Source organism: Faecalitalea cylindroides, assembly GCF_028321995.1.
Lineage (GTDB): Bacteria > Bacillota_I > Bacilli_A > Erysipelotrichales > Erysipelotrichaceae > Faecalitalea > Faecalitalea cylindroides.
On the sequence record NZ_JAQLXG010000001.1, the window covers coordinates 57,452 to 77,799 of the forward strand.

The following is a 20,348-nucleotide window of genomic DNA, read 5'->3' on the forward strand; positions in this document are numbered from 1 at the left end:
TTTCGGATAAAACCGAAAGCTTTTTTTACTAGGAAAGTTTATGAAATAAAAAATCATTAAATATATGAAATTGGATAGAAATTAATAGAAAAAACACATGAAAAAGGGTTGAATTTAAGTGTTTGACATTACTTAAAAATCTTTTAAAAATAGGGCTTGCATGCCCTTTTTATTTATGGTAAACTCTATGGGCATTGCGAGGAAGTGCGAGGTTGCTGACCCACTGAAAAGCGTTGTCATGGGTGGAGTCAGGTAATTCGTATGGAGCATGTTTATCTAGAATAAACGAAAGGAGTAAAACATGGCAAAAAATACTATGAGAATTCGCTTAAAAGCGTATGAACATCGCATCTTGGATGATAGTGCTAAAAAAATCGTCGAAGCTGCAACTAAACACGGAGCTAAAAAAGTTGTTGGTCCCGTACCGTTACCAACGGAAAAACAGGTTGTAACAATTCTTCGTGCTGTTCACAAATACAAAGATTCACGTGAACAATTCGAAATGCGTACACACAAACGTTTAATTGAGATCGTTGCACCTACTAAGGAAACAATCGATTCATTACAGAGATTGGAACTTCCAAGTGGTGTGGACATCGAAATTAAACTTTAATGGAGGTGTCTTGAGATGAAAGGACTTTTAGGAAGAAAATTAGGAATGACACAGGTCTTCACAGAAGATGGTGTCTTGATCCCGGTAACTGTAGTTGAAGCAACTCCAAACGTTGTTTTACAGAAGAAAACAGCACAGAGTGATGGATATGATGCAGTTCAGTTAGGATTTGAAGAAATCAAAGAAAAACGTACTACAAAAGCAAACATCGGACACTGCAAAAAAGCAAACACTAGTCCAAAACGCTTTATCAAAGAAGTACGTAACTGCGATATGGATGTTAACGTTGGTGATTTAATTGACGTAACAATCTTCGCAGCTGGTGAAACAGTTGACGTTATTGGAACTAGCAAGGGTAAAGGTTACAACGGTACTATCGTTCGTAACAATGCTCACCAGGGGCCAAAATCACACGGTGGTTCTAAGAACATTAGACACATCGGTTCATTGGCTACAAACGGTATCACTTCACGTCAGGGACGTATCATGAAGGGTACTATCATGGCTGGTCAGGAAGGTGGTTATACAACAACTAACCCTAACTTGACAGTTATCAAAGTTGATAAGGAAAATAACTACTTGTTAATTAAAGGAAATGTTCCTGGACCTAAAAAAGGATTAGTAATGGTTCGCACTGCTAAGACTTCTAAGGGTGACAAAGAACCAGTAACTTTAATTGACTACAGTGCTACTAAGGAGGTTCAAGAATAATGGCTACAATCGACGTTATTAACCAAACTGGTGCTGTCGTTGGTTCAATGGAACTTAACGATGCCGTATTTGGAATTGAACCAAATCAACAGAGCTTGTTTGATGCATTGGTAATGCAGCAGGCAAGTCGTCGTCAGGGAACAGCTGACACAAAAGGACGCAGCGAAGTTTCTGGTGGTGGACGTAAACCTTACCGTCAGAAAGGAACTGGACGTGCTCGTCAGGGTTCAATCCGTGCCACTCAGTTCAGAGGTGGTGGAACAGTATTTGGTGCTACACCACGCAGCTACAAATACACAATTAATAAAAAAGTTCGTCGCTTGGCAGTTAAATCAGCATTAAGTGAAAAACTTGCTGCTCAAGCTTTAAGCGTACTAGATAAGTTCGAAATTTCTGAACCAAAAACAAAAACATTTGTTTCAATCATGGAAGCAATCAAGGCGCCTAAGAAAACATTGTTCGTTGTAGCTGAAAACGAAGAAGCTACAAATGCTTACTTGTCAGCACGTAATATTCCAGGAGTTATGATGTTAACTTCTACAGGAATCAACGTATTTGATCTAGTAAATGCAAATGCAATCGTTATGACTAGTGCAGCCGTTAAAGAAGTTGAGGAGGCCTTGGCATAATGAAAGACTTTAGAGATGTAATCATTCGCCCTATCATTACTGAAAAAAGTATGAAGTTGATGGCTGATGACAACAAGATCACTTTTGAAGTAGCAAAAGGAACTAACAAAATTGAAGTTCGTCAGGCAGTTGAAGCTATTTGGAATGTTAAAGTTGAAAAAGTTAACATGCTAAATGTAAAGCCAAGAACAAAACGTGTTGGAAGATACACAGGTAAAACACACGCAGTTCATAAAGCAATCGTTAAGTTGGCTGAAGGTTCAACAATCGATTTGTTTGGTGAAGCTGAATAATCAGGGAGAAGACGCTATTTCCTGAATAAATATTGCGATAAGGAGGATAAAGAAAGTTTATGCCAATTAAAACGTATAAACCAACGACACCTGGACGTCGTGGAATGACATCTTTGACTTATGAAGAAATTACAACTTCTAAGCCAGAAAAAAGCTTGTTGGCTCCACTTAAATCAAAAGGTGGTCGTAATAACACAGGACGTATTACAACACGTCATCAAGGTTCTGGACATAAAAGAACTTACCGTATCATCGATTTCAAACGAAATAAAGATGGTATCCCAGCTAAAGTAGCTACGATCGAATACGATCCAAACCGTTCTGCAAACATTGCATTGTTGAATTATGCAGATGGTGAAAAACGATACATCATCGCACCTAAAGATCTAAAAGTTGGAATGACTGTTATTTCTGGTGCTGAAGTTGATATCAAAGTTGGTAATGCAATGGAACTTCGTAACATCCCAGAAGGTACATTCATTCACAACGTAGAATTAAAACCTGGTAAAGGTGGACAGCTTGCACGTAGTGCTGGATGTTCTGCTCAGATCCTAGGTATTGAAGAAAAATATGTAACTTTACGTTTAACTTCTGGTGAAGTTCGTAAGGTATTAGGTAACTGCCGTGCTACAGTAGGTATTGTTGGTAATGAAGATTACTCATTGGTAAATATTGGTAAAGCAGGTCGTAACCGTTGGAAAGGTATCCGTCCAACAGTTCGTGGTTCTGTTATGAACCCTAATGATCACCCTCATGGTGGTGGTGAAGGACGTACACCAATCGGACGTAAATCTCCAATGACTCCTTGGGGTAAAAAAGCATTGGGTGTTAAGACACGTCGTAATAAGAAAGCTAGTACGAAATTGATCGTACGTCGCCGTAACGGCAAGTAGGCAAAGGAGGTAAAAAGACATGAGTCGTAGTTTGAAAAAAGGACCTTTCTGTGATGACCATCTAATGAAAAAAGTTGAAGCTTTAAATGCTAACAACAAAAAAGAAGTCATCAAAACTTGGAGCCGTCGTTCAACTATTTTCCCTAACTTTGTTGAACATACATTTGCCGTTTATAACGGAAAAGAACACGTTCCAGTTTATGTAACAGAAGACATGGTTGGACATAAATTAGGTGAATTTGTTCCAACTCGTAAATACACTGGTCATGCTTCTGATGACAAGAAATCTAAGAGATAGTAGGAGGAGAAGAAATGGAAGTAAAAGCAACAGCGAAAACTCTACGTATTCAGCCTCGTAAAGCAAGACTTGTCTTGAACTTGATCCGTGGAAAAGACGTAGAAGAAGCAGCTGCAATTTGTAAATTCACACCTAACAAAGGCGGTTACCTTGTAGGTAAAGTATTGAAAAGCGCAGTTAGCAACGCAGTAAATAACAATGATTTAGACGAAAGCAAACTTTATGTTAAAGCTTGCTGGGCTGATGAAGGTATCACTATGAAACGCTACATGCCTCGTGCAAAAGGTAGTGCAAGCCCAATTAACAAACGTACAAGCCACATTACAGTTGTAGTGGCTGAAAAGGAGTAGGAGGTAAGCTATGGGACAGAAAGTAAGCCCAATCGGGATGCGCGTAGGTGTCATTCGTGACTGGCAGTCAAGATGGTACGCTGACGATAAAGAATTCGGAACTTTATTGATGGAAGATGTTAAGATCCGTGAATTCATCGAAAGCTACTATGCTAAATTGTCAAATGAAGCGCAGGACAAACGAAAAGCAGATCCTCAGATCTCTCGTATCGAAATCGAGCGTACAAAAGGTCGTATGACTGTAATTATCCGTACAGCTCATCCTGGTGTTGTAATTGGTCAGGATGGAAAATCAATCGAAGGATTGAAAAAGAAAATCGAAAAAATGGCGAGTGCCAAAAATGTACAGATCAATGTAGTAGAAGTTGCTAATCCAAACTTAGATGCTCGTTTAGTAGCTCGTTGGATTGCAAATGAACTTGAAGCTCGTAAGAGTTTCCGTGCTACTCAGAAAAAAGCAATTCAGAACACTATGCGTGCTGGAGCTAAAGGTATCAAAACTGCAGTTTCTGGTCGTTTAGGTGGAGCTGATATGGCTCGTACTGAAGGATATAGTGAAGGCGTTGTTCCTTTGCATACACTTCGTAGTGATATTGACTACGCTTGGGAAGAAGCATCTACAACTTATGGTCGTTTAGGTGTTAAAGTTTGGATTTGTCGTGGTGAAGTATTGCCTGGTGAAATGGTTAAAGAACCTGAAGCTCCAAAACAACGCCCAATGCGTAAGGGTAAAGGACGTCGTCGTCCTGCTCGTAACCCTAGACAAGCAGCACCTGCACAGAATGCAGAAGCTCCTGTAGAAAAAGGAGGTAACACTGATGTTAATGCCTAAGCGTACAAAGTATAGACGTCCTCATCGTCTAAGCTATGAAGGTCGTAGCAAGGCTGGACGTACTATTGACTTTGGTGAATTTGGATTGGTTGCCGAAAGTGGTAACTATGTATCTAACCGTCAGATCGAAGCTGCCCGTATTGCCATGACACGTTATATGAAACGTGGAGGTAAAGTATGGATTCGTATTTTCCCTCATATGGCTAGAACTAAAAAACCTCTTGAAGTACGTATGGGTTCAGGTAAAGGTGCTCCAGAAGGTTGGGTTGCAGTTGTAAAACCTGGTCGAGTTATGTTTGAAGTTGGTGGAGTTAGCGAAGAAGTTGCTCGTGAAGCATTACGTCTTGCATCTCACAAACTTCCTGTAAAAACTCGTTTTGCTAGAAAAGGAGAAGTTGAATAATGTTAGCTAAAGAAATTCGTGAAAAAACAAATGAAGAGCTTCTTCAAGAAATCGATACTCTAAAAGATGAACTTTTCAATCTCCGTTTTCAGCAGGCAACTGGACAGTTGGAAAACACAGCTCGTTTAAAAGCTGTCAAGAAAACGATTGCTCGTATTAAGACAGTGTTGACTGAACGTGAAAACGCTGCTCAACAGGATTAGGGAGGACCAATCGATGGAAAGAAATGCTCGTAAAGTATATCGTGGTGTTGTAACTAGCGATGCTATGGATAAAACTATCACAGTAGTTGTTGAAACTAAGAAAACACATCCATTGTATGGAAAACGTGTTAAATATTCTAAGAAATTCAAAGCGCATGATGAAAATAACGAAGCACATGTTGGAGATCGCGTAGTTATCATGGAAACTCGTCCATTATCAGCTACAAAACGTTTCCGTCTTGTTGAAATCGTTGAAAAAGCGCGTGTATAAGAGACTAGGAGGGCGAAACAATGATTCAAAATGAAAGTAGAATGCGTGTCGCCGACAATACAGGAGCTAAAGAAGTTTTAGTTATCCGTTGTTTAGGTGGTAGCGTTAGAAAATTTTCAAATATCGGTGATGTCGTTGTATGTACTGTAAAACAGGCTACTCCTGGTGGATCCGTTAAAAAAGGTGATGTAGTTAAAGCTGTTATCGTTCGTACTAAACGTGGTGTACGTCGTGAAAATGGTTCATATATCCGTTTCGATGATAACGCTTGTGTAATTATCAAAGATGATAATACGCCAAAGGGAACTCGTATTTTCGGGCCAGTTGCTCGTGAATTACGTGACAAGGATTTCTTGAAGATCTGTTCTTTGGCTCCAGAAGTACTATAGGAGGTGTGCCAAGTGAGAATTAAAAAAGGTGATAAAGTTAAAGTCATTACTGGTGCTTACAAAGGCACAATCGGTGAAGTAAAACAGGCTTTCCCAAAAGAAGATAAAGTCATCGTTGAAGGCGTAAACATGGTTAAAAAACATTTGAAACCAACACAGGCTAATCCAGATGGTGGAATCATTGAAAAGGAAGCTAAGATTCACGTATCAAATGTAATGCTTTATGATGAAAAAGCTAAAGCTGCATCTCGTGTTTCAATGCAGATTAAAGAAGATAAAGAAGGAAACAAAGTTAAAGTCCGCGTATTTAAAAAGAGCGGTAAAGAAGTAGGAGGGAAGAAATAATGAACCGTTTACAGGATAAATATCAAAACGAAGTAGTCCCTGCTATGATGAAAGAATTCAACTACAAATCAGTTATGGAAGTTCCTGCAATTGAAAAAGTAGTTGTTAATATTGGTGTCGGTGATGCGATCCAGAATTCAAAATTATTGGATGAAGCTGTTGAAGAATTGGCAGCAATCACTGGACAGCAGCCAGTTATTACAAAAGCTAAGAAATCAATCGCTAACTTCAAACTTCGTGAAGGAATGCCAATTGGATGTAAAGTTACTTTACGTCGTCAGAAAATGTATGAATTCTTAGACAAATTATTCAATATCTCTTTACCACGTGTTCGTGACTTCCGTGGTGTTAGTGACACAAGCTTTGATGGTCGTGGAAACTATACACTAGGTATCAAAGAACAGATCATCTTCCCAGAAATCGATTTCGATAAAGTAAATCGTTCTCGTGGTATGGATGTAGTAATCGTAACGTCAGCGAAAACAAACGAAGAGGCAAAAGCTCTATTAACTAAGATGGGCATGCCTTTCAAAAAGTAGGAGGAACAACATGGCAAAGAAAGCAATGATCAATAAACAGCAGCGTCCTCAGAAATTTAAAGTTCGTGAGTATACTCGCTGCGAACGTTGTGGACGTCCACATTCAGTACTAAGAAAGTACAAATTATGTCGTATTTGCTTCAGAGAATTGGCTTATAAAGGTCAGATTCCTGGAGTTAAGAAGGCTAGTTGGTAAGGAGGCATATTAAATATGATTATGACTGATCCAATTGCGGATATGCTTACAAGAATTCGCAACGCTTTGCAACAAAAACATGAATCTGTTAGTATGCCTGCATCAAAGGAAAAACAAGCAATCGCTAAGATTTTAAAAGATGAAGGTTTCATCACAGATTACAGTGTTGAAGGTGATGTTAAGAAAACTTTAACGATCACTTTGAAATATGCTGAAGACAACAAACGAGTAATTTCAGGTCTTCGTCGTATTTCTAAACCAGGACTTCGTGTTTACGCTAAAGTAGATAATCTACCACGCGTATTGAACGGACTTGGAATTGCCATTATCTCTACAAGTAATGGTATGATGACAGACAGAGATGCAAAGAAAAACCACTTAGGTGGCGAAGTAATTGCTTACGTTTGGTAATATAGGAGGAAAATAAGTAATGTCACGTATCGGGAATAAACTGATTACCATTCCTGCTGGTGTAACTGTTGAAGTTGCAGCTGGGAATGAGGTGACTGTTAAAGGTCCTAAAGGAACTTTAACTCGTAAATTTTCTGATTTGATGGAAATCAAAGTTGAAGAAAATCAAGTCACTGTAGTACGTCCAAATGACGAAAAACACACAAAACAGCTACATGGTACAACTCGTGCTTTGTTACATAACATGGTAGTTGGAGTTTCTGAAGGATTTACAAAGAGTCTTGAACTTGTTGGTATCGGATTCCGTACAGCAGTTAAAGGGAATGTATTGACAATGAATGTTGGTTATTCTCATCAGGTAGAAATGCCAATTGCTGATGGACTTCAGGTAACATGTCCAAGCGCTACTGAAATTACAGTAGCAGGTATTGATAAACAACTTGTTGGTGAATTTGCTGCAAACATCCGTGCTGTACGTAAACCAGAACCTTACAAAGGAAAAGGTATTCGCTATAAAGGTGAACATATCCGTCGTAAGGAAGGTAAGACAGCTGGTAAGAAATAGTAGTGGGAGAGGAGTAAGAGTATGATTAATAAAGTATCACGTAATGAACAACGTATTCGTCGTCATAAACGCGTTCGTAGAAAAATTAGCGGTACTCCTGAATGCCCACGTCTATGCGTATTCAGAAGTAACGCAAACATCGAAGTTCAAATCATTGATGATGTTGCTGGAAACACATTGGTCAGTGCTTCTAGTGTAAACATGAAATTGGAAAATGGTGGAAACATCGAAGCCGCTAGCAAAGTTGGTGCAGAAATTGCAAAACGTGCAAGCGAAAAGAATATCAAGAAGGTCGTATTTGATCGTGGTGGATATATCTACACAGGTCGTATTAAGGCACTTGCAGAAGCAGCTCGCGAAGCTGGCTTAGAATTTTAGGAGGTCACATCATGGCAATGGAAAGAAAACCTAGAAGAGACCAAAAAGAATTTGAAGAACAAGTTGTTGCGATCAACCGTGTTACTAAAGTAGTTAAAGGTGGACGTCGTTTCCGCTTTGCAGCTCTAGTTGTTGTTGGTGATCGTAAAGGGCGTGTTGGTATCGGTACTGGTAAAGCAAATGAAGTACCTGATGCAATCAAAAAAGCAATCGAAGATGCTAAGAAAAATGTGTTTACAGTTCCTATTGTGGGGACAACAATTCCTCATGATATCGTAGGTAACTATGGAGCAGGTAGCGTATTTATGCGCCCAGCTACAGAAGGTACTGGTGTTATCGCAGGTGGTGCTGCCCGTGCAGTTCTTGAACTTGCAGGTATCAATGATATCTTGACTAAATGCTTAGGTTCACGTACTAAGATCAATGTTGTTCGTGCTACAGTTGATGCATTGCAGAACTTAAGAACATTAGATGAAGTTGCTGCGCTTCGTGGTAAGAAGCCAGAAGAAATTCGCGGGTAAGGAGGACAAAGTTAATGAAACTACATGAAATGACTAGTACCGAAGCTCGCAAGAGTAGAAACCGCGTAGGTCGTGGACCTGGAAGCGGAAATGGTAAAACATCTGGCCGTGGACAGAAAGGTCAGAAAGCAAGAAGCGGTGGAGGCGTTCGTCTTGGTTTCGAAGGTGGACAGACACCATTAGCAAGACGTTTACCAAAACGTGGATTCACTAACTTCAATCGTAAAGAATATGCAGTTGTAAATGTTGAAACATTAAACCGTTTTGAAGATGGAACAACTGTTAATATGGCTCTTCTAATTGAAGAAAAAATTGTTAAGAAAGAACTTTGTGGATTAAAAGTTTTAGGCAATGGTGAATTAACTAAAAAATTAACAGTTCAAGCTGTTAAATTCTCTAAATCTGCAAAGGAAGCAATCGAAAAAGCAGGCGGAACAGCCGAGGAGATCTAAAATGGCATTCCGTGGCAAGGCAATATTTACAAACAAAGATATTCGTAATCGTATCTTGTTTACATTATTTGCCTTTCTTGTGTACCGATTAGGTTCAGCTATTACAGTACCAGATGTAAATACAGCAGATCTTGTTGCGGGTATCGAAGATAATTCGTTATTCGCAATGATCAATCTGCTTGGTGGTGGTGGCTTGGAGCAGTTCTCAATATTTGCGTTGGGTGTTACACCATATATTACAGCTTCTATCATCATTCAATTATTAAGCATGGATGTAGTGCCTCATTTATCTGAGCTTGCAAAGAATGGGGCAACGGGAAGAAAGACATTGGATAAATACACTCGCTATTTAGCTGTTGTATTTGCTTTTGTTCAATCATTCTCTTTAGTTTATGGATTCTCTCAAACCTATACGACTTTGATCGAAGGTGGAGTTACCATGGCTAAGATCATGTACATTGCTACGATCTTTACTGCAGGAAGTATGTTCCTTGTATGGATTGGTGACCAAATTTCGATAAAAGGAATTGGTAATGGTATTTCAATGGTAATTATGGCTGGTATCGTAGGTCGTATGCCTCAACAATTTGCAGATGCATGGACAACACTTATTGGTGCAGAAAGTACAATTGAAAATGGAGCCTGGTTATTTGCAGGATATATTTTGGTTTATCTATTGATCATTATTTTTGTTACATTGATCAATACTGCAGAGCGCCGAATTCCAATTCAATATACTTCAAGTTCAATTCAGTTAAGCAAACGTAGTGAGAGTAATTATCTTCCACTAAAGGTTAACTCGGCAAGTGTTATTCCAGTAATCTTCGCCTCATCTTTGATGATGGCACCATTACAAATTGCAAGTTTTTTCCCGACTAATGACATCATTCGTACGATGCAGGATTGGTTGGGATTACAAACATGGTATTCATTAGTAATCTATGTGTTGTTAATTTTATTCTTTACATTCTTCTATACGAAGATGCAGATCAATCCTGAAAAAATTAGTGAAAATCTTGGAAAATCTGGTGCTTACATTCCAAGTGTTAGACCAGGAACAGAAACTAAGAACTATGTAAATAAGGTGTTATCAAGAATTACAGTACTGGGTTCAATTTGTTTGGCTTTGATTGCGGTGTTACCTCATATCATGCCACTTATCTGGACTGATATGCCAACTAGCATGGCTCTTGGTGGAACTGGAATGATCATTGTTGTCGGTGTTGCAATTGAGACCGTACGACAAGTACAAGGTTTGATCACACAAAAATCTTATAAAAAATATTTTGAAGACTAAGTAGTCTATGGAGTAAAAGTATGAATATCTTTATCATGGGTGCTCCTGGTTCAGGAAAAGGAACATTCTCAAGCCGTATCAAAGAGGAATTTAATTTGAATCACATCTCAACCGGTGATATCTTCAGAGAAAATATTGCTAACGAGACTGAGCTTGGGTTGCAGGCAAAATCGTACACTGAAAAAGGTTTGCTTGTACCTGATGAGATTACTAATAATATGGTTAAAGAATACTTGAGCCATTTAGCTGATAAAAAGAATGGATATTTGTTGGATGGATATCCAAGAACTTTAGATCAGGCAAAAGCATTTGAAGAAATGACAAAAGGAACAGACTTAGCTGTTGAAAAAATCGTAGTTATGGATGTTCCATTTGATGAACTGACTCGCCGAATCACAGGTCGTCGTCTTTGTAAAAAATGTGGAGCTATCTTTAACATTTATTCAAAACCTCCAAAAACAGAAGGTGTTTGTGATGAATGTGGTAGTGCATTGACTCAAAGAAAAGATGATAATGAAGAAAGCTTGAAAGTTCGTTTAGATGAATATGCAAAAAATACCGAACCGGTAATCGCATATTATGAAGAAAAAGGCATGGTTTCTCGTATTGATGCTTCAAAAGCTATCGATGCGATATGGCCTGAATTAAAAGAAACCTTGAAAAACAAGTAGATTGCGCTTATAATAAATAGGCGCAATTTGCTTGCGTTATTTTATATATCACGTTTCTGCTAAAATCCGTATATTTATATACGCATTTTAGAAGGTACTTTAAATACGTGATAGGAAAGGACAGAGAAATGAAAGTAAGACCATCTGTAAAACCAATCTGTGACAAGTGTCGCGTAATCCGACGCAAGGGGCGCATCATGGTAATCTGTGAGAACCCAAAACACAAACAGAGACAAGGAAACTAAGTAAAGTAGGAGGAAAAACATGGCTCGTATAGCAGGAGTAGATATTCCAAACGATAAGCGAGTAGTGGTCTCATTGACATATATCTATGGAATCGGAAGACCAACTGCAGAAAAAGTATTGGAAGAAGTAAACGTAGATGAAAACATCCGAGTAAAGGATCTAAGCGAAGAACAGTTGAACGCGATCCGTAAGGCGATCGATGCGATCAAGGTCGAAGGGGATCTAAGACGAGAAGTACAGCTGAACATCAAGCGATTGATGGAAATCGGATGCTACCGAGGGATCCGCCACAGAAAAGGATTGCCAGTTCGCGGACAGAGAACGAAGACAAACGCAAGAACAAGAAAAGGGAAGGCTAAGACAGTAGCCAACAAGAAGAAGTAAGAAAGGGGAGTAGAAGGATATGGCAAAGGTACAGAAGACAAGAAAACGTCGTGTAAAGAAGAATATAGCACGCGGATGTGCACACATCCACTCAACTTTCAATAATACGATCGTAACGATCACAGACGAGGCGGGAAATGCAGTAGCATGGAGCAGTGCAGGAGCCTTAGGATTCAAGGGAAGCCGAAAGAGCACACCATATGCAGCGCAGCTGGCAGGAGAAGCAGCCGGGAAAGCGGCAATGGATCATGGAATGAAGACTGTGAGCGTAGAAGTAAAAGGACCTGGACCAGGACGAGAAGCAGCGGTAAGAGCGTTGCAGGTAGCTGGACTAGATATCACAATGATCAATGATGTAACACCAATTCCACATAACGGATGTCGTCCACCAAAACGACCTCGTGGATAAGAGAAAATAATAAGGAGGTGTCCCAATGACAGACTATGCCATTAAAACAATAGAAGAAACAAATACAAATGGAAAATTCCTTTTTGAACCATTATCACCACGTTTTGGTACAACAATGGGAAATGCATTGCGTCGTGTATTATTATCATCAATTCCTGGTGCTGCTGTGTACAATATTCGAATTGATGGTGTTTATCACGAATTTACGGGAATCGATGGTGTCAAGGAAGATGTAGCCTCTATCATTTTAAATATCAAACAACTTATCTTAAAAATTGACATCAATGACAATGACGTTTATACCCTTAGAATTAATAAACAAGGGCCTTGCGTTGTTTATGGCAAGGATATTGAGTGCCCAACAGGTGTAGAAGTATTGAATACAGATTTGCCAATCTGTACTTTATCAGAAGGTGGATCTATTGAAATGGAACTTCAGGCACGCTTAGGGCGAGGATTTGTTTCTGCAGATGTAAACAAACGTCTGTATCAAAATGAAGGACAACCTCTTGGAGTTATTTATACCGATGCTCTTTATTCTCCAGTTAAGAAAGTTTATTACAACTCAGATTCTGTAGAAAAAGAAGGAGCATTCTATGATACTTTAACAATGGGAATTGAAACAGACGGTACATTGAAGCCATCTGAAACACTTTCTATTGCTTCAAAGATTTTAAGAGATCATTTAGAGATTTTGGCGAATATGAATGAATCTGCTTTGGAAGAAGTAGAAAATGTTGAAACGGAAGTTGAGGATTCCTCAAATTCTATTCAACATAAAATGATTGAAGATCTTGAACTATCGGTTCGTTCTTACAACTGCTTAAAACGTGCAGGTATAACAACAGTAGAAGAATTAGTTCAGAAAACGGAAGATGAAATGATTCATGTTCGTAATTTAGGGAAGAAGTCTTTAAAGGAAGTTAAAGAGAAAATCTATTCACTAGGTTTATCTTTTAAAGCAAGTAATGAATAGGAGGAGCAACTATGTGGAATCGTAGATTAGGAAGAACAGCTGATCACAGAAAAGCACTATTGAGAAACATGGCAACATCTTTGATTGAAAACGAACAGATCGAAACAACAGAGATGAAGGCAAAAGAATTAAGTGCAGTGATGGATAAACTGGTAACATTGGCAAAGCGCAATGATCTACATGCACGTCGTCAGGCAGCAGCATATGTAAGAAATGTGGAAGTGGATGACGAAGGAACAACAGCATTGCAGAAATTGTTCAATGAAATCGGGCCAAGATATGCTGAAAGAAACGGTGGATACACAACCGTGATCAAGACAAGAATCCGTCGTGGAGATGCAGCACCAATGGCAATCGTTCAATTCGTGAAGTAGGAAACTACTTCACTTTTTTAAAAGGTGAAAAAATGAACTTAGAAAAAGAGATGAATGAATTTGCAAAAGCTAACCATGTTCCTGTAATGATGGATGAAGGTGTGGAGCTTTTGATTGCAAAAGTTAAGGAATATAATTGTAAGTCGTTTCTTGAATTAGGAACTGCAATAGCTAGAACAGCAATTCGTGTTGCTTCTTTGGATCCTGAAATGCGTGTTGTGACAATTGAGAGAAATCCTGAAATGATTGAACAGGCAAAGATTAACATTAAGCAGTCTGGATATCAAAATCAGATTACTCTCATTGAAGGAGACGCTTTAGAAGTAGAACTTCCTGATCAAAAATTTGACTGTATCTTTATTGATGCAGCGAAGGCACAATATACACGTTTTTTTAAGAAATATTCTCCACTTTTAAATTCTAATGGTATAATTGTTACAGACAACATGTATTTTCATGGATTGGTTGAACATCCGGAAAATACAAATAATAAGAATACCAAGGATTTGGTACGAAAGATTCGTAACTATCACGAATTCTTATCTTCTCTTGATGAATTTGAGACTACTCTATATTCAAAGGGGGATGGAGTTGCCGTAACAAGGAGGAAATAAGTATGAAATTTCTTAAGTTCTTATTAGGTGTAGGCGTTATTGGAGCTGCCGGGGCAGCTATTGCCACAAAGAAATCGCGCGATAAAAAACGTCAAGCAGAATTAGATGAATTTTTAATGCCAGAAGATGATACAGTTATCATCGATGTTCCAAAGAAAGAACCAGAGTCATTAACAAAGTTAGAAGCTGATTTGTATGCTTTGGAAAATGAGAAGGAAAACATTCTACCATTAACGTTCACTTTTAGTTTTGAAAATTTTGAAGAAGCAAATAAATTTAAGAATGAATTAACTTTAAGAACGATCACTTCTACAATTAATGATCAAGATCGTTTTGTTGAAGTGATTTATAATGATGCCATCACACATGATGCATTCACTGTTCTATTGAACGATTTCAAAGAAGCCATGGAGAAAAGTCAAGTTACATACCAAGGATATCGTTACTTTGCCAAGTAAATCCTTGGCTTTTTTTATATAGGCTTGTATAATTATAACGTTTAAAAAGAATAGGAGGATTTAAAATGTCAGCTGTAGAAGTTTCGCATTTATCCTTTTCATACGATGGACAAAATGATGTTATAAAAGATGTATCTTTTGAGATTCCCAAGGGAAGTTATACTACGATCGTAGGTCATAATGGATCCGGGAAGAGTACGATTGCTAAGCTCTTGATTGGTCTTTTAAAAGCTAAAAGCGGGGAAATAAAGATTTTAGGTAATACTTTAAATGAAGAAAATGTATATTCATTAAGAAATCATGTAGGTATCGTTTTTCAAAATCCGGATAATCAGTTTATCGGCTCAACGGTTGCCGATGATATTGCGTTTGGATTAGAGAATCATTGTGTTCCTCAAGAACAAATGCAGGCAATTATAGAAGATGTAGCTGCTCGTGTAAATATGAGCGATTTTTTAGATAGTGAACCTACTAAGCTTTCAGGTGGACAGAAACAAAGAGTTGCAATAGCTGGTATTTTGGCTATAGCACCAGATATAATCATTTTTGATGAATCTACAAGCATGTTAGATCCACAAGGAAAAGCAAGTATCAACGAACAAATTCAAAAACTTCATGATGAGCGTAATATAACGATCTTATCTATTACACACGATATGGAAGAGGTAGCTCAAAGTGAATATGTAATAGTATTAAAAGATGGAAAAGTGGAAATGCAGGGGACACCAAAACAAATCTTTGAACACAAAGGTAAATTAAAAGAAATGAAGTTAGAACTACCTTTTGCACTTTCTTTTTCTGAAAAGTTAAAAAATGAAGGTATTTTTAAGGATAGTTATTGTACATTAGACGAGGTGGTGAATGAGTTATGTCAATTAAGATCCACCAATTAGAACATGTGTATAATCCAAATACACCATTTTCGCATGCTGCTTTAAAAGGAATCAATCTTGAGATTCCAGAAGGGAAAGTAACTGCGATTATCGGGCAAACGGGTTCTGGTAAATCTACGCTTGTTCAGCATTTAAATGGTTTATTGATTCCAACGGCAGGTACTTTAGATATTTGTGGTTATCATATCCAGCCATTATTGAAAATAAAAGATGTAAAACAGTTACGAAAAGAGGTTGGGTTGGTTTTTCAGTTTCCAGAATATCAGTTATTTGAAGAAACGATTGAAAAAGACATTGCCTTTGGACCTAAAAACTTTGGTGTAGAAGAGACTGAAGCAAGTCAGCTTGTTCGCAATATTTTGCCGGTTGTTGGATTGGATGAGTCGTATTTAGATCGATCTCCTTTTGAACTGTCAGGTGGTCAAAAACGTCGTGTAGCAATTGCAGGTATCTTGGTCTTAGATCCTAAGGTACTAGTATTGGATGAACCTACAGCTGGTTTAGATCCACAGGGCGCTAAGGAAATGATGACATTATTTATGCGCTTAAATCGTGAACAGAATAAGACGGTTCTTCTGGTAACGCACGATATGGAACATGTCATGAAGTATTGTGATCATGTTATTGTATTGGATCATGGTGCGGTTAAACAGACTTCCGATGTAAAAACATTTTTTGAACATCCTGAATGGATCGTCAATATCGGAATCAATCCACCAAGTATCATTCGTTTGAAGATGCGTTTAAAAGAGGCTGGCTTTGATATTCCAGATGAAATCATTGATGAAGATGGACTTTTAAAATGCATCAAAAGGCAGGTGAAGATTCATGAATAATATTGCCTTAGGAAGATATATGCCTTTAAACTCTGTTGTTCATAAAATGGATCCACGTGCTAAGATCATGATTCTATTGTTCTTGATGATTGCGGTATTTATTCCAGCAGGTGTTTGGGGATATGTGTTGTTATCATTGTTTATTCTGGTAGCTTTATTTTTATCAAAATTACAACTAAGTTTTGCCTTAAGAGCTATGAAACCAATGATCTGGATGATGGTATTTCTTTTGGTCATCAATATTTTAGTTATAAAAACTGGAACACTTTGGTTTGAGCTTGGTTGGTTTAGCATTTATTCAGATGCGATTTATCAAACTCTTTATATTGTTGTTCGTTTAACTCTAATGATCATTATGACAACGATATTGACTGCTTCCACAAAACCATTAGATCTAACATTGGGAATTGAAAAGCTATTAAAGCCTTTTGAAAAGATTGGTTTGCCATCTCATATTATTGCGATGATGATTTCTATTGCCTTGCGTTTTATTCCTACATTAATTGAAGAAACGCAAAGAATCATGAATGCACAGGCTTCTCGTGGGGTAGATATGGAAAATGGAACGATCAAAGAGAAAGTAATGGCTATTTTATCGTTGATCGTACCTTTATTTGTATCCAGCTTTGATCGTGCTGATCAATTAGCCAATGCAATGGAAGCAAGAGGATATAATCCTATGCAGGAGCGTACAAGATATAAAGTCTTAAAGATGACTGGGATTGACTATGTTGGATTACTTTCTTCAATAGCACTTTTAGTATTGTGTATCGTTTTGGCGGTTATATTATGATATACAAAGTAATACTTGCATATGATGGTTCAAACTATGCAGGATGGCAAAAGCAGGAAAATGCATTAGGTATTCAAGAAGTGATTGAAAAAGCACTTACTACGATTCATAAAAAAGAAACTTTTATCACAGCCAGTGGAAGAACCGATGCCAAAGTTCATGCCTTAGGTCAGGTGTTTCATTTTGAGGCAGATAAAAAAATTGGACCGGATCGTTATAAGATGGCCTTGAATGCATTGTTGCCAGAAGATATTCGTATTTTAAAAGTCAGCATGGAAGCAGATGATTTTCATGCTCGTTTTAGTGCAAAATCAAAACGATATGACTATATTTGCACGTATGAAAAAGCAAATCCATTCGTATATAAATATAAGGAAATATTAAATCATACTTTAAATATAGAAGCTATGAGAAAGGCTTCTGAATATCTTGTGGGAACGCATGATTTTACAAGTTTTTCTTCATCTAAGATTGATCCAAAAAAACCTAGAATCAAGACCATTACACGAATTGATATCTTTGAAGAGAATCAGGATATTCGTTTTATTTATGAAGGAACAGGTTTTTTAAGATATCAAGTTCGTATGATGACAGAAACTTTGATCATGGTTGGTTCAAATAAAATAGATATAGAAGAAGTAAAAAGAATACTCGATAAAAAGGATAAGAGTGCTTGTCGTTATAACGCAAGTCCAAATGGATTGTATTTAGTACATGTTAATTATTAAAGGGGTAAAAGATGAAGCAGACAAACTTTCATACACACACATGGCGGTGTAATCATGCTAATGGAAGTGATGAGGAATATGTACTGGAAGCCATAGAAAATGATTTTGAAATCCTTGGTTTTGCGGATCATTGTTGTTGGAAATATGATTCGGGATTTGTTCCCTGGATTCGAATGAAAGAACAGGAATTTCCTCATTACAAAAGCAGTATCATGAATCTGAAGAAAAAATATGCAAAAGACATCAATATCCGATTAGGAATGGAAGCAGAGTATTTTCCTGATAAGATGGATTGGATGTTAGATTTTTGTATAGATGAAGACATTGATTATTTGATTTTTGGTAATCATTATTATCAAAGTGATGAAACAGGGATTTATTATGGTTCCATTGAACCAGAATATGTGCAATCTTACTTTGATAGTTGTATTGAAGGAATGAGAACAGGAATGTACGCTTATTTGGCACATCCTGAATTGATCATGCGAAATAAGTATTTAGGCTGGAATGAAACGGTTGAAATTGGATTTCATCGTATTTGTCAAACAGCAAAAGAATTAGATATGCCTTTAGAATATAATGTTCTAGGTATGATGTATAATGAACGATATAAAGTCGATGCATATCCAAATTCACGTTTTTGGAAGATTGCATCTCAATATAAGAATAAAGCAATCATTGGTATGGATTCCCACCAGCCATTTGATTTAAACAAGACAAACTATATGAAGGCATTGGATAATTTATCAAAATATAATGTGGAAATTATAGATGATATAAAAAGAGTGGATTATTTAGCAATAAAAGCAAAAAAAGCACTAAATAACCTTGAATTCTGATTGACAATTAAAGTCGTTTTGAATATGATAGTAGATGGCTAAACTCTGGCCTTTTGAGCCCCGGTAACGCTCAAATCAAGGAGGAATAAATATGCGTCAAACAACAATGGCAAAACCTGCCGATGTAAAACGTACATGGTATGTAGTTGACGGAGAAGGACAAACCTTAGGTCGTCTTGCGACAACTTGTGCTCATGTATTGAGAGGTAAACACAAAGTTACATATACACCAAATGTTGACTGCGGTGATTATGTAATCGTTGTGAATGCTGACAAAGTCGATATGACTGGAAACAAACTTAACACAGAAAAATACTACAATCATTCTGGATACTTTGGGGGATTACGTGTTCGTACTGCCAAAGAAATGAAAGAAAAATATCCAGTTGAATGGGTAGAAAGAGCAATCAAGGGTATGCTTCCACACACTAAATTAGGTGATAAACAACGTACTCACGTATTTGTTTATGCAGGAAGTGAACATCCACATGCAGCTCAGCAGCCTGTTGAGTTAAAGGTGAAAGGATAAGGAGGAATAGAGAATGCCAGCAAAGAAATCAAATAGCGTTCAGTACCACGGTGTAGGCCGTCGTAAGACATCTGTTGCTCGTGTCTTTTTACGCCCAGGAACAGGAAATATCGAAGTAAACGGAAAGACTTTGGAAGAATACCTTCCATTGGAAACTTTACGTATGGTTGTTAAATCACCATTGGAATTGACAAACACTTTAGATCAGTTCGATGTAATGATCAATGTGTATGGTGGTGGATACACAGGTCAGGCAGGAGCAATGCGTCATGGTATTACTCGTGCATTGATGGAATGTAATGAAGACTATCGTCCAGTATTAAAAGCTGCAGGATTCGTTACTCGTGATCCACGTGCTAAAGAACGTAAGAAATACGGTCTTAAAGGTGCTCGTAGAGCTCCACAGTTCTCAAAACGTTAATTTTTGGGAATATTCAAAACAATTCAAAGAAACTCAAATCGACAAAAGCCTTTATTTATCGGCTAAAACTCGATTTGAGTTTTTTTGTGTTAGGCTGTATTTCGAACGGTATGCAACACATATTTTTTTACAGTGTAATGTTTGATAAAAAAGTCAGACTCATAATTTTGAATCTGGCTTTTTTAATAGATATTTTTTTTACATAATGTAAATATAAGTTCAATCTTTCGGTTTGGTAAAATGCAGCAAGTTAGCTACAAAATCTCTATAACTCCTATCTATCGTATTTAGTAGTACAATAACGTTAATTTAATGTTTGTCAGAGATAAATTAAAAGAAACTCAAATCTACAAAAGCTTTTATTTATCAGCTTTTAATATATTTGAGTTTTTTTGTTTAAACAAAGTAAATATGGTAATAAATGCATAAGATGAAAAACTCCCAGTACACATTCTCATATATGCAATAGATAAAATAATAATAGAAAATACGATATAATTTTGTGGTAGAGGAATGAAGGCTTTATGCCAATTGTCATAAACAAAGTTACTCTAAAACAAAAATTAATCAAGGTGAAGGGTTTTTGTC

The 20,348-nt window shown here is 37.4% G+C and carries 36 protein-coding genes; all 36 read left to right on the forward strand.

The window, feature by feature from the left end:
• The first annotated feature begins 301 nt into the window (after positions 1–301).
• Positions 302–613, forward strand: a complete 312-nt coding sequence (gene rpsJ / locus PND65_RS00340) for a 30S ribosomal protein S10 (protein ID WP_015535569.1) — start codon at positions 302–304, stop codon at positions 611–613.
• A 15-nt stretch (positions 614–628) separates the two neighbouring features.
• Positions 629–1,324: a 50S ribosomal protein L3 gene (rplC, locus tag PND65_RS00345; RefSeq protein WP_035403294.1), complete on the forward strand. Its 696-nt coding sequence runs from the start codon at positions 629–631 to the stop codon at positions 1,322–1,324.
• Positions 1,324–1,953 carry a 50S ribosomal protein L4 gene (gene rplD / locus PND65_RS00350; protein ID WP_015535567.1) on the forward strand — a complete coding sequence of 210 codons (630 nt, stop codon included), beginning with the start codon at positions 1,324–1,326 and terminating at the stop codon, positions 1,951–1,953. Before rplC ends, rplD begins: the two co-directional genes overlap by 1 nt.
• Complete coding sequence (rplW, locus tag PND65_RS00355; protein WP_015535566.1) at positions 1,953–2,246, forward strand: 50S ribosomal protein L23; 294 nt, start codon at positions 1,953–1,955, stop codon at positions 2,244–2,246. The genes rplD and rplW overlap by 1 nt, the downstream gene beginning before the upstream one ends.
• A gap of 59 nt (positions 2,247–2,305) precedes the next feature.
• Positions 2,306–3,139 (forward strand): 50S ribosomal protein L2, encoded by an 834-nt coding sequence (rplB, locus tag PND65_RS00360; RefSeq protein WP_015535565.1) that lies wholly within the window; start codon positions 2,306–2,308, stop codon positions 3,137–3,139.
• Between the two features lie 19 nt (positions 3,140–3,158).
• On the forward strand, positions 3,159–3,437 hold the full coding sequence (rpsS, locus tag PND65_RS00365) for a 30S ribosomal protein S19 (RefSeq protein ID WP_015535564.1): 279 nt from the start codon (positions 3,159–3,161) through the stop codon (positions 3,435–3,437).
• Between the two features lie 14 nt (positions 3,438–3,451).
• Positions 3,452–3,787 carry a 50S ribosomal protein L22 gene (gene rplV / locus PND65_RS00370; RefSeq protein ID WP_015535563.1) on the forward strand — a complete coding sequence of 112 codons (336 nt, stop codon included), beginning with the start codon at positions 3,452–3,454 and terminating at the stop codon, positions 3,785–3,787.
• Between the two features lie 10 nt (positions 3,788–3,797).
• A complete protein-coding gene (gene rpsC / locus PND65_RS00375) occupies positions 3,798–4,619 on the forward strand; it encodes a 30S ribosomal protein S3 (RefSeq protein ID WP_015535562.1) in 822 nt (273 codons plus the stop codon).
• Complete coding sequence (rplP, locus tag PND65_RS00380; protein ID WP_015535561.1) at positions 4,606–5,022, forward strand: 50S ribosomal protein L16; 417 nt, start codon at positions 4,606–4,608, stop codon at positions 5,020–5,022. Before rpsC ends, rplP begins: the two co-directional genes overlap by 14 nt.
• Positions 5,022–5,225, forward strand: coding sequence for a 50S ribosomal protein L29 (rpmC, locus tag PND65_RS00385; RefSeq protein ID WP_015535560.1), 204 nt, complete (start codon positions 5,022–5,024; stop codon positions 5,223–5,225). The genes rplP and rpmC overlap by 1 nt, the downstream gene beginning before the upstream one ends.
• A gap of 13 nt (positions 5,226–5,238) precedes the next feature.
• Positions 5,239–5,496, forward strand: a complete 258-nt coding sequence (gene rpsQ / locus PND65_RS00390; protein ID WP_015535559.1) for a 30S ribosomal protein S17 — start codon at positions 5,239–5,241, stop codon at positions 5,494–5,496.
• 20 nt (positions 5,497–5,516) lie between these two features.
• Positions 5,517–5,885, forward strand: a complete 369-nt coding sequence (gene rplN / locus PND65_RS00395; RefSeq protein WP_015535558.1) for a 50S ribosomal protein L14 — start codon at positions 5,517–5,519, stop codon at positions 5,883–5,885.
• 12 nt (positions 5,886–5,897) lie between these two features.
• Positions 5,898–6,230 (forward strand): 50S ribosomal protein L24, encoded by a 333-nt coding sequence (gene rplX, locus PND65_RS00400; RefSeq protein ID WP_022355606.1) that lies wholly within the window; start codon positions 5,898–5,900, stop codon positions 6,228–6,230.
• Positions 6,230–6,769, forward strand: coding sequence for a 50S ribosomal protein L5 (rplE, locus tag PND65_RS00405; protein WP_015535557.1), 540 nt, complete (start codon positions 6,230–6,232; stop codon positions 6,767–6,769). The genes rplX and rplE overlap by 1 nt, the downstream gene beginning before the upstream one ends.
• Positions 6,770–6,779: 10 nt before the next feature.
• Positions 6,780–6,965: a type Z 30S ribosomal protein S14 gene (locus PND65_RS00410; RefSeq protein ID WP_015535556.1), complete on the forward strand. Its 186-nt coding sequence runs from the start codon at positions 6,780–6,782 to the stop codon at positions 6,963–6,965.
• A 15-nt stretch (positions 6,966–6,980) separates the two neighbouring features.
• On the forward strand, positions 6,981–7,376 hold the full coding sequence (gene rpsH / locus PND65_RS00415; protein ID WP_015535555.1) for a 30S ribosomal protein S8: 396 nt from the start codon (positions 6,981–6,983) through the stop codon (positions 7,374–7,376).
• 19 nt (positions 7,377–7,395) lie between these two features.
• The gene (gene rplF, locus PND65_RS00420) at positions 7,396–7,941 is read left to right on the forward strand and encodes a 50S ribosomal protein L6 (protein ID WP_015535554.1); all 546 of its coding nucleotides are present in this window, start codon (positions 7,396–7,398) and stop codon (positions 7,939–7,941) included.
• A 21-nt stretch (positions 7,942–7,962) separates the two neighbouring features.
• Positions 7,963–8,319 carry a 50S ribosomal protein L18 gene (gene rplR, locus PND65_RS00425; protein ID WP_015535553.1) on the forward strand — a complete coding sequence of 119 codons (357 nt, stop codon included), beginning with the start codon at positions 7,963–7,965 and terminating at the stop codon, positions 8,317–8,319.
• Positions 8,320–8,336: 17 nt separating this feature from the next.
• On the forward strand, positions 8,337–8,840 hold the full coding sequence (gene rpsE / locus PND65_RS00430; protein WP_187365566.1) for a 30S ribosomal protein S5: 504 nt from the start codon (positions 8,337–8,339) through the stop codon (positions 8,838–8,840).
• A 14-nt stretch (positions 8,841–8,854) separates the two neighbouring features.
• Entirely contained in the window at positions 8,855–9,292 is a 438-nt protein-coding gene (gene rplO, locus PND65_RS00435) for a 50S ribosomal protein L15 (protein WP_015535551.1), read from the forward strand.
• A gap of 1 nt (position 9,293) precedes the next feature.
• Positions 9,294–10,589 carry a preprotein translocase subunit SecY gene (gene secY / locus PND65_RS00440; protein ID WP_015535550.1) on the forward strand — a complete coding sequence of 432 codons (1,296 nt, stop codon included), beginning with the start codon at positions 9,294–9,296 and terminating at the stop codon, positions 10,587–10,589.
• A 20-nt stretch (positions 10,590–10,609) separates the two neighbouring features.
• A complete protein-coding gene (locus PND65_RS00445; RefSeq protein WP_035400114.1) occupies positions 10,610–11,260 on the forward strand; it encodes an adenylate kinase in 651 nt (216 codons plus the stop codon).
• Positions 11,261–11,388: 128 nt separating this feature from the next.
• Entirely contained in the window at positions 11,389–11,505 is a 117-nt protein-coding gene (rpmJ, locus tag PND65_RS00450) for a 50S ribosomal protein L36 (RefSeq protein ID WP_081683596.1), read from the forward strand.
• 19 nt (positions 11,506–11,524) lie between these two features.
• Positions 11,525–11,890, forward strand: a complete 366-nt coding sequence (gene rpsM, locus PND65_RS00455; protein ID WP_035400116.1) for a 30S ribosomal protein S13 — start codon at positions 11,525–11,527, stop codon at positions 11,888–11,890.
• 19 nt (positions 11,891–11,909) lie between these two features.
• Positions 11,910–12,299 (forward strand): 30S ribosomal protein S11, encoded by a 390-nt coding sequence (rpsK, locus tag PND65_RS00460; protein ID WP_022356035.1) that lies wholly within the window; start codon positions 11,910–11,912, stop codon positions 12,297–12,299.
• 25 nt (positions 12,300–12,324) lie between these two features.
• Positions 12,325–13,275: a DNA-directed RNA polymerase subunit alpha gene (locus tag PND65_RS00465; protein ID WP_271990057.1), complete on the forward strand. Its 951-nt coding sequence runs from the start codon at positions 12,325–12,327 to the stop codon at positions 13,273–13,275.
• Positions 13,276–13,286: 11 nt separating this feature from the next.
• Entirely contained in the window at positions 13,287–13,649 is a 363-nt protein-coding gene (gene rplQ / locus PND65_RS00470) for a 50S ribosomal protein L17 (protein ID WP_015535548.1), read from the forward strand.
• A gap of 32 nt (positions 13,650–13,681) precedes the next feature.
• Positions 13,682–14,263, forward strand: coding sequence for an O-methyltransferase (locus PND65_RS00475; protein WP_015535547.1), 582 nt, complete (start codon positions 13,682–13,684; stop codon positions 14,261–14,263).
• Between the two features lie 2 nt (positions 14,264–14,265).
• Positions 14,266–14,721 carry a hypothetical protein gene (locus PND65_RS00480; protein WP_271990055.1) on the forward strand — a complete coding sequence of 152 codons (456 nt, stop codon included), beginning with the start codon at positions 14,266–14,268 and terminating at the stop codon, positions 14,719–14,721.
• 65 nt (positions 14,722–14,786) lie between these two features.
• A complete protein-coding gene (locus PND65_RS00485) occupies positions 14,787–15,614 on the forward strand; it encodes an energy-coupling factor transporter ATPase (protein ID WP_087158637.1) in 828 nt (275 codons plus the stop codon).
• The gene (locus PND65_RS00490; protein WP_015535544.1) at positions 15,590–16,450 is read left to right on the forward strand and encodes an energy-coupling factor transporter ATPase; all 861 of its coding nucleotides are present in this window, start codon (positions 15,590–15,592) and stop codon (positions 16,448–16,450) included. The genes PND65_RS00485 and PND65_RS00490 overlap by 25 nt, the downstream gene beginning before the upstream one ends.
• Positions 16,443–17,243 carry an energy-coupling factor transporter transmembrane component T family protein gene (locus PND65_RS00495; protein WP_015535543.1) on the forward strand — a complete coding sequence of 267 codons (801 nt, stop codon included), beginning with the start codon at positions 16,443–16,445 and terminating at the stop codon, positions 17,241–17,243. Before PND65_RS00490 ends, PND65_RS00495 begins: the two co-directional genes overlap by 8 nt.
• The gene (gene truA / locus PND65_RS00500; protein WP_271990052.1) at positions 17,240–17,971 is read left to right on the forward strand and encodes a tRNA pseudouridine(38-40) synthase TruA; all 732 of its coding nucleotides are present in this window, start codon (positions 17,240–17,242) and stop codon (positions 17,969–17,971) included. The genes PND65_RS00495 and truA overlap by 4 nt, the downstream gene beginning before the upstream one ends.
• 11 nt (positions 17,972–17,982) lie before the next feature.
• Positions 17,983–18,810, forward strand: a complete 828-nt coding sequence (locus PND65_RS00505; protein WP_035403824.1) for a histidinol-phosphatase — start codon at positions 17,983–17,985, stop codon at positions 18,808–18,810.
• Positions 18,811–18,901: 91 nt separating this feature from the next.
• Positions 18,902–19,339, forward strand: a complete 438-nt coding sequence (rplM, locus tag PND65_RS00510) for a 50S ribosomal protein L13 (protein WP_015535540.1) — start codon at positions 18,902–18,904, stop codon at positions 19,337–19,339.
• A gap of 13 nt (positions 19,340–19,352) precedes the next feature.
• Complete coding sequence (rpsI, locus tag PND65_RS00515) at positions 19,353–19,760, forward strand: 30S ribosomal protein S9 (RefSeq protein WP_035403826.1); 408 nt, start codon at positions 19,353–19,355, stop codon at positions 19,758–19,760.
• Positions 19,761–20,348: the final 588 nt, after the last annotated feature.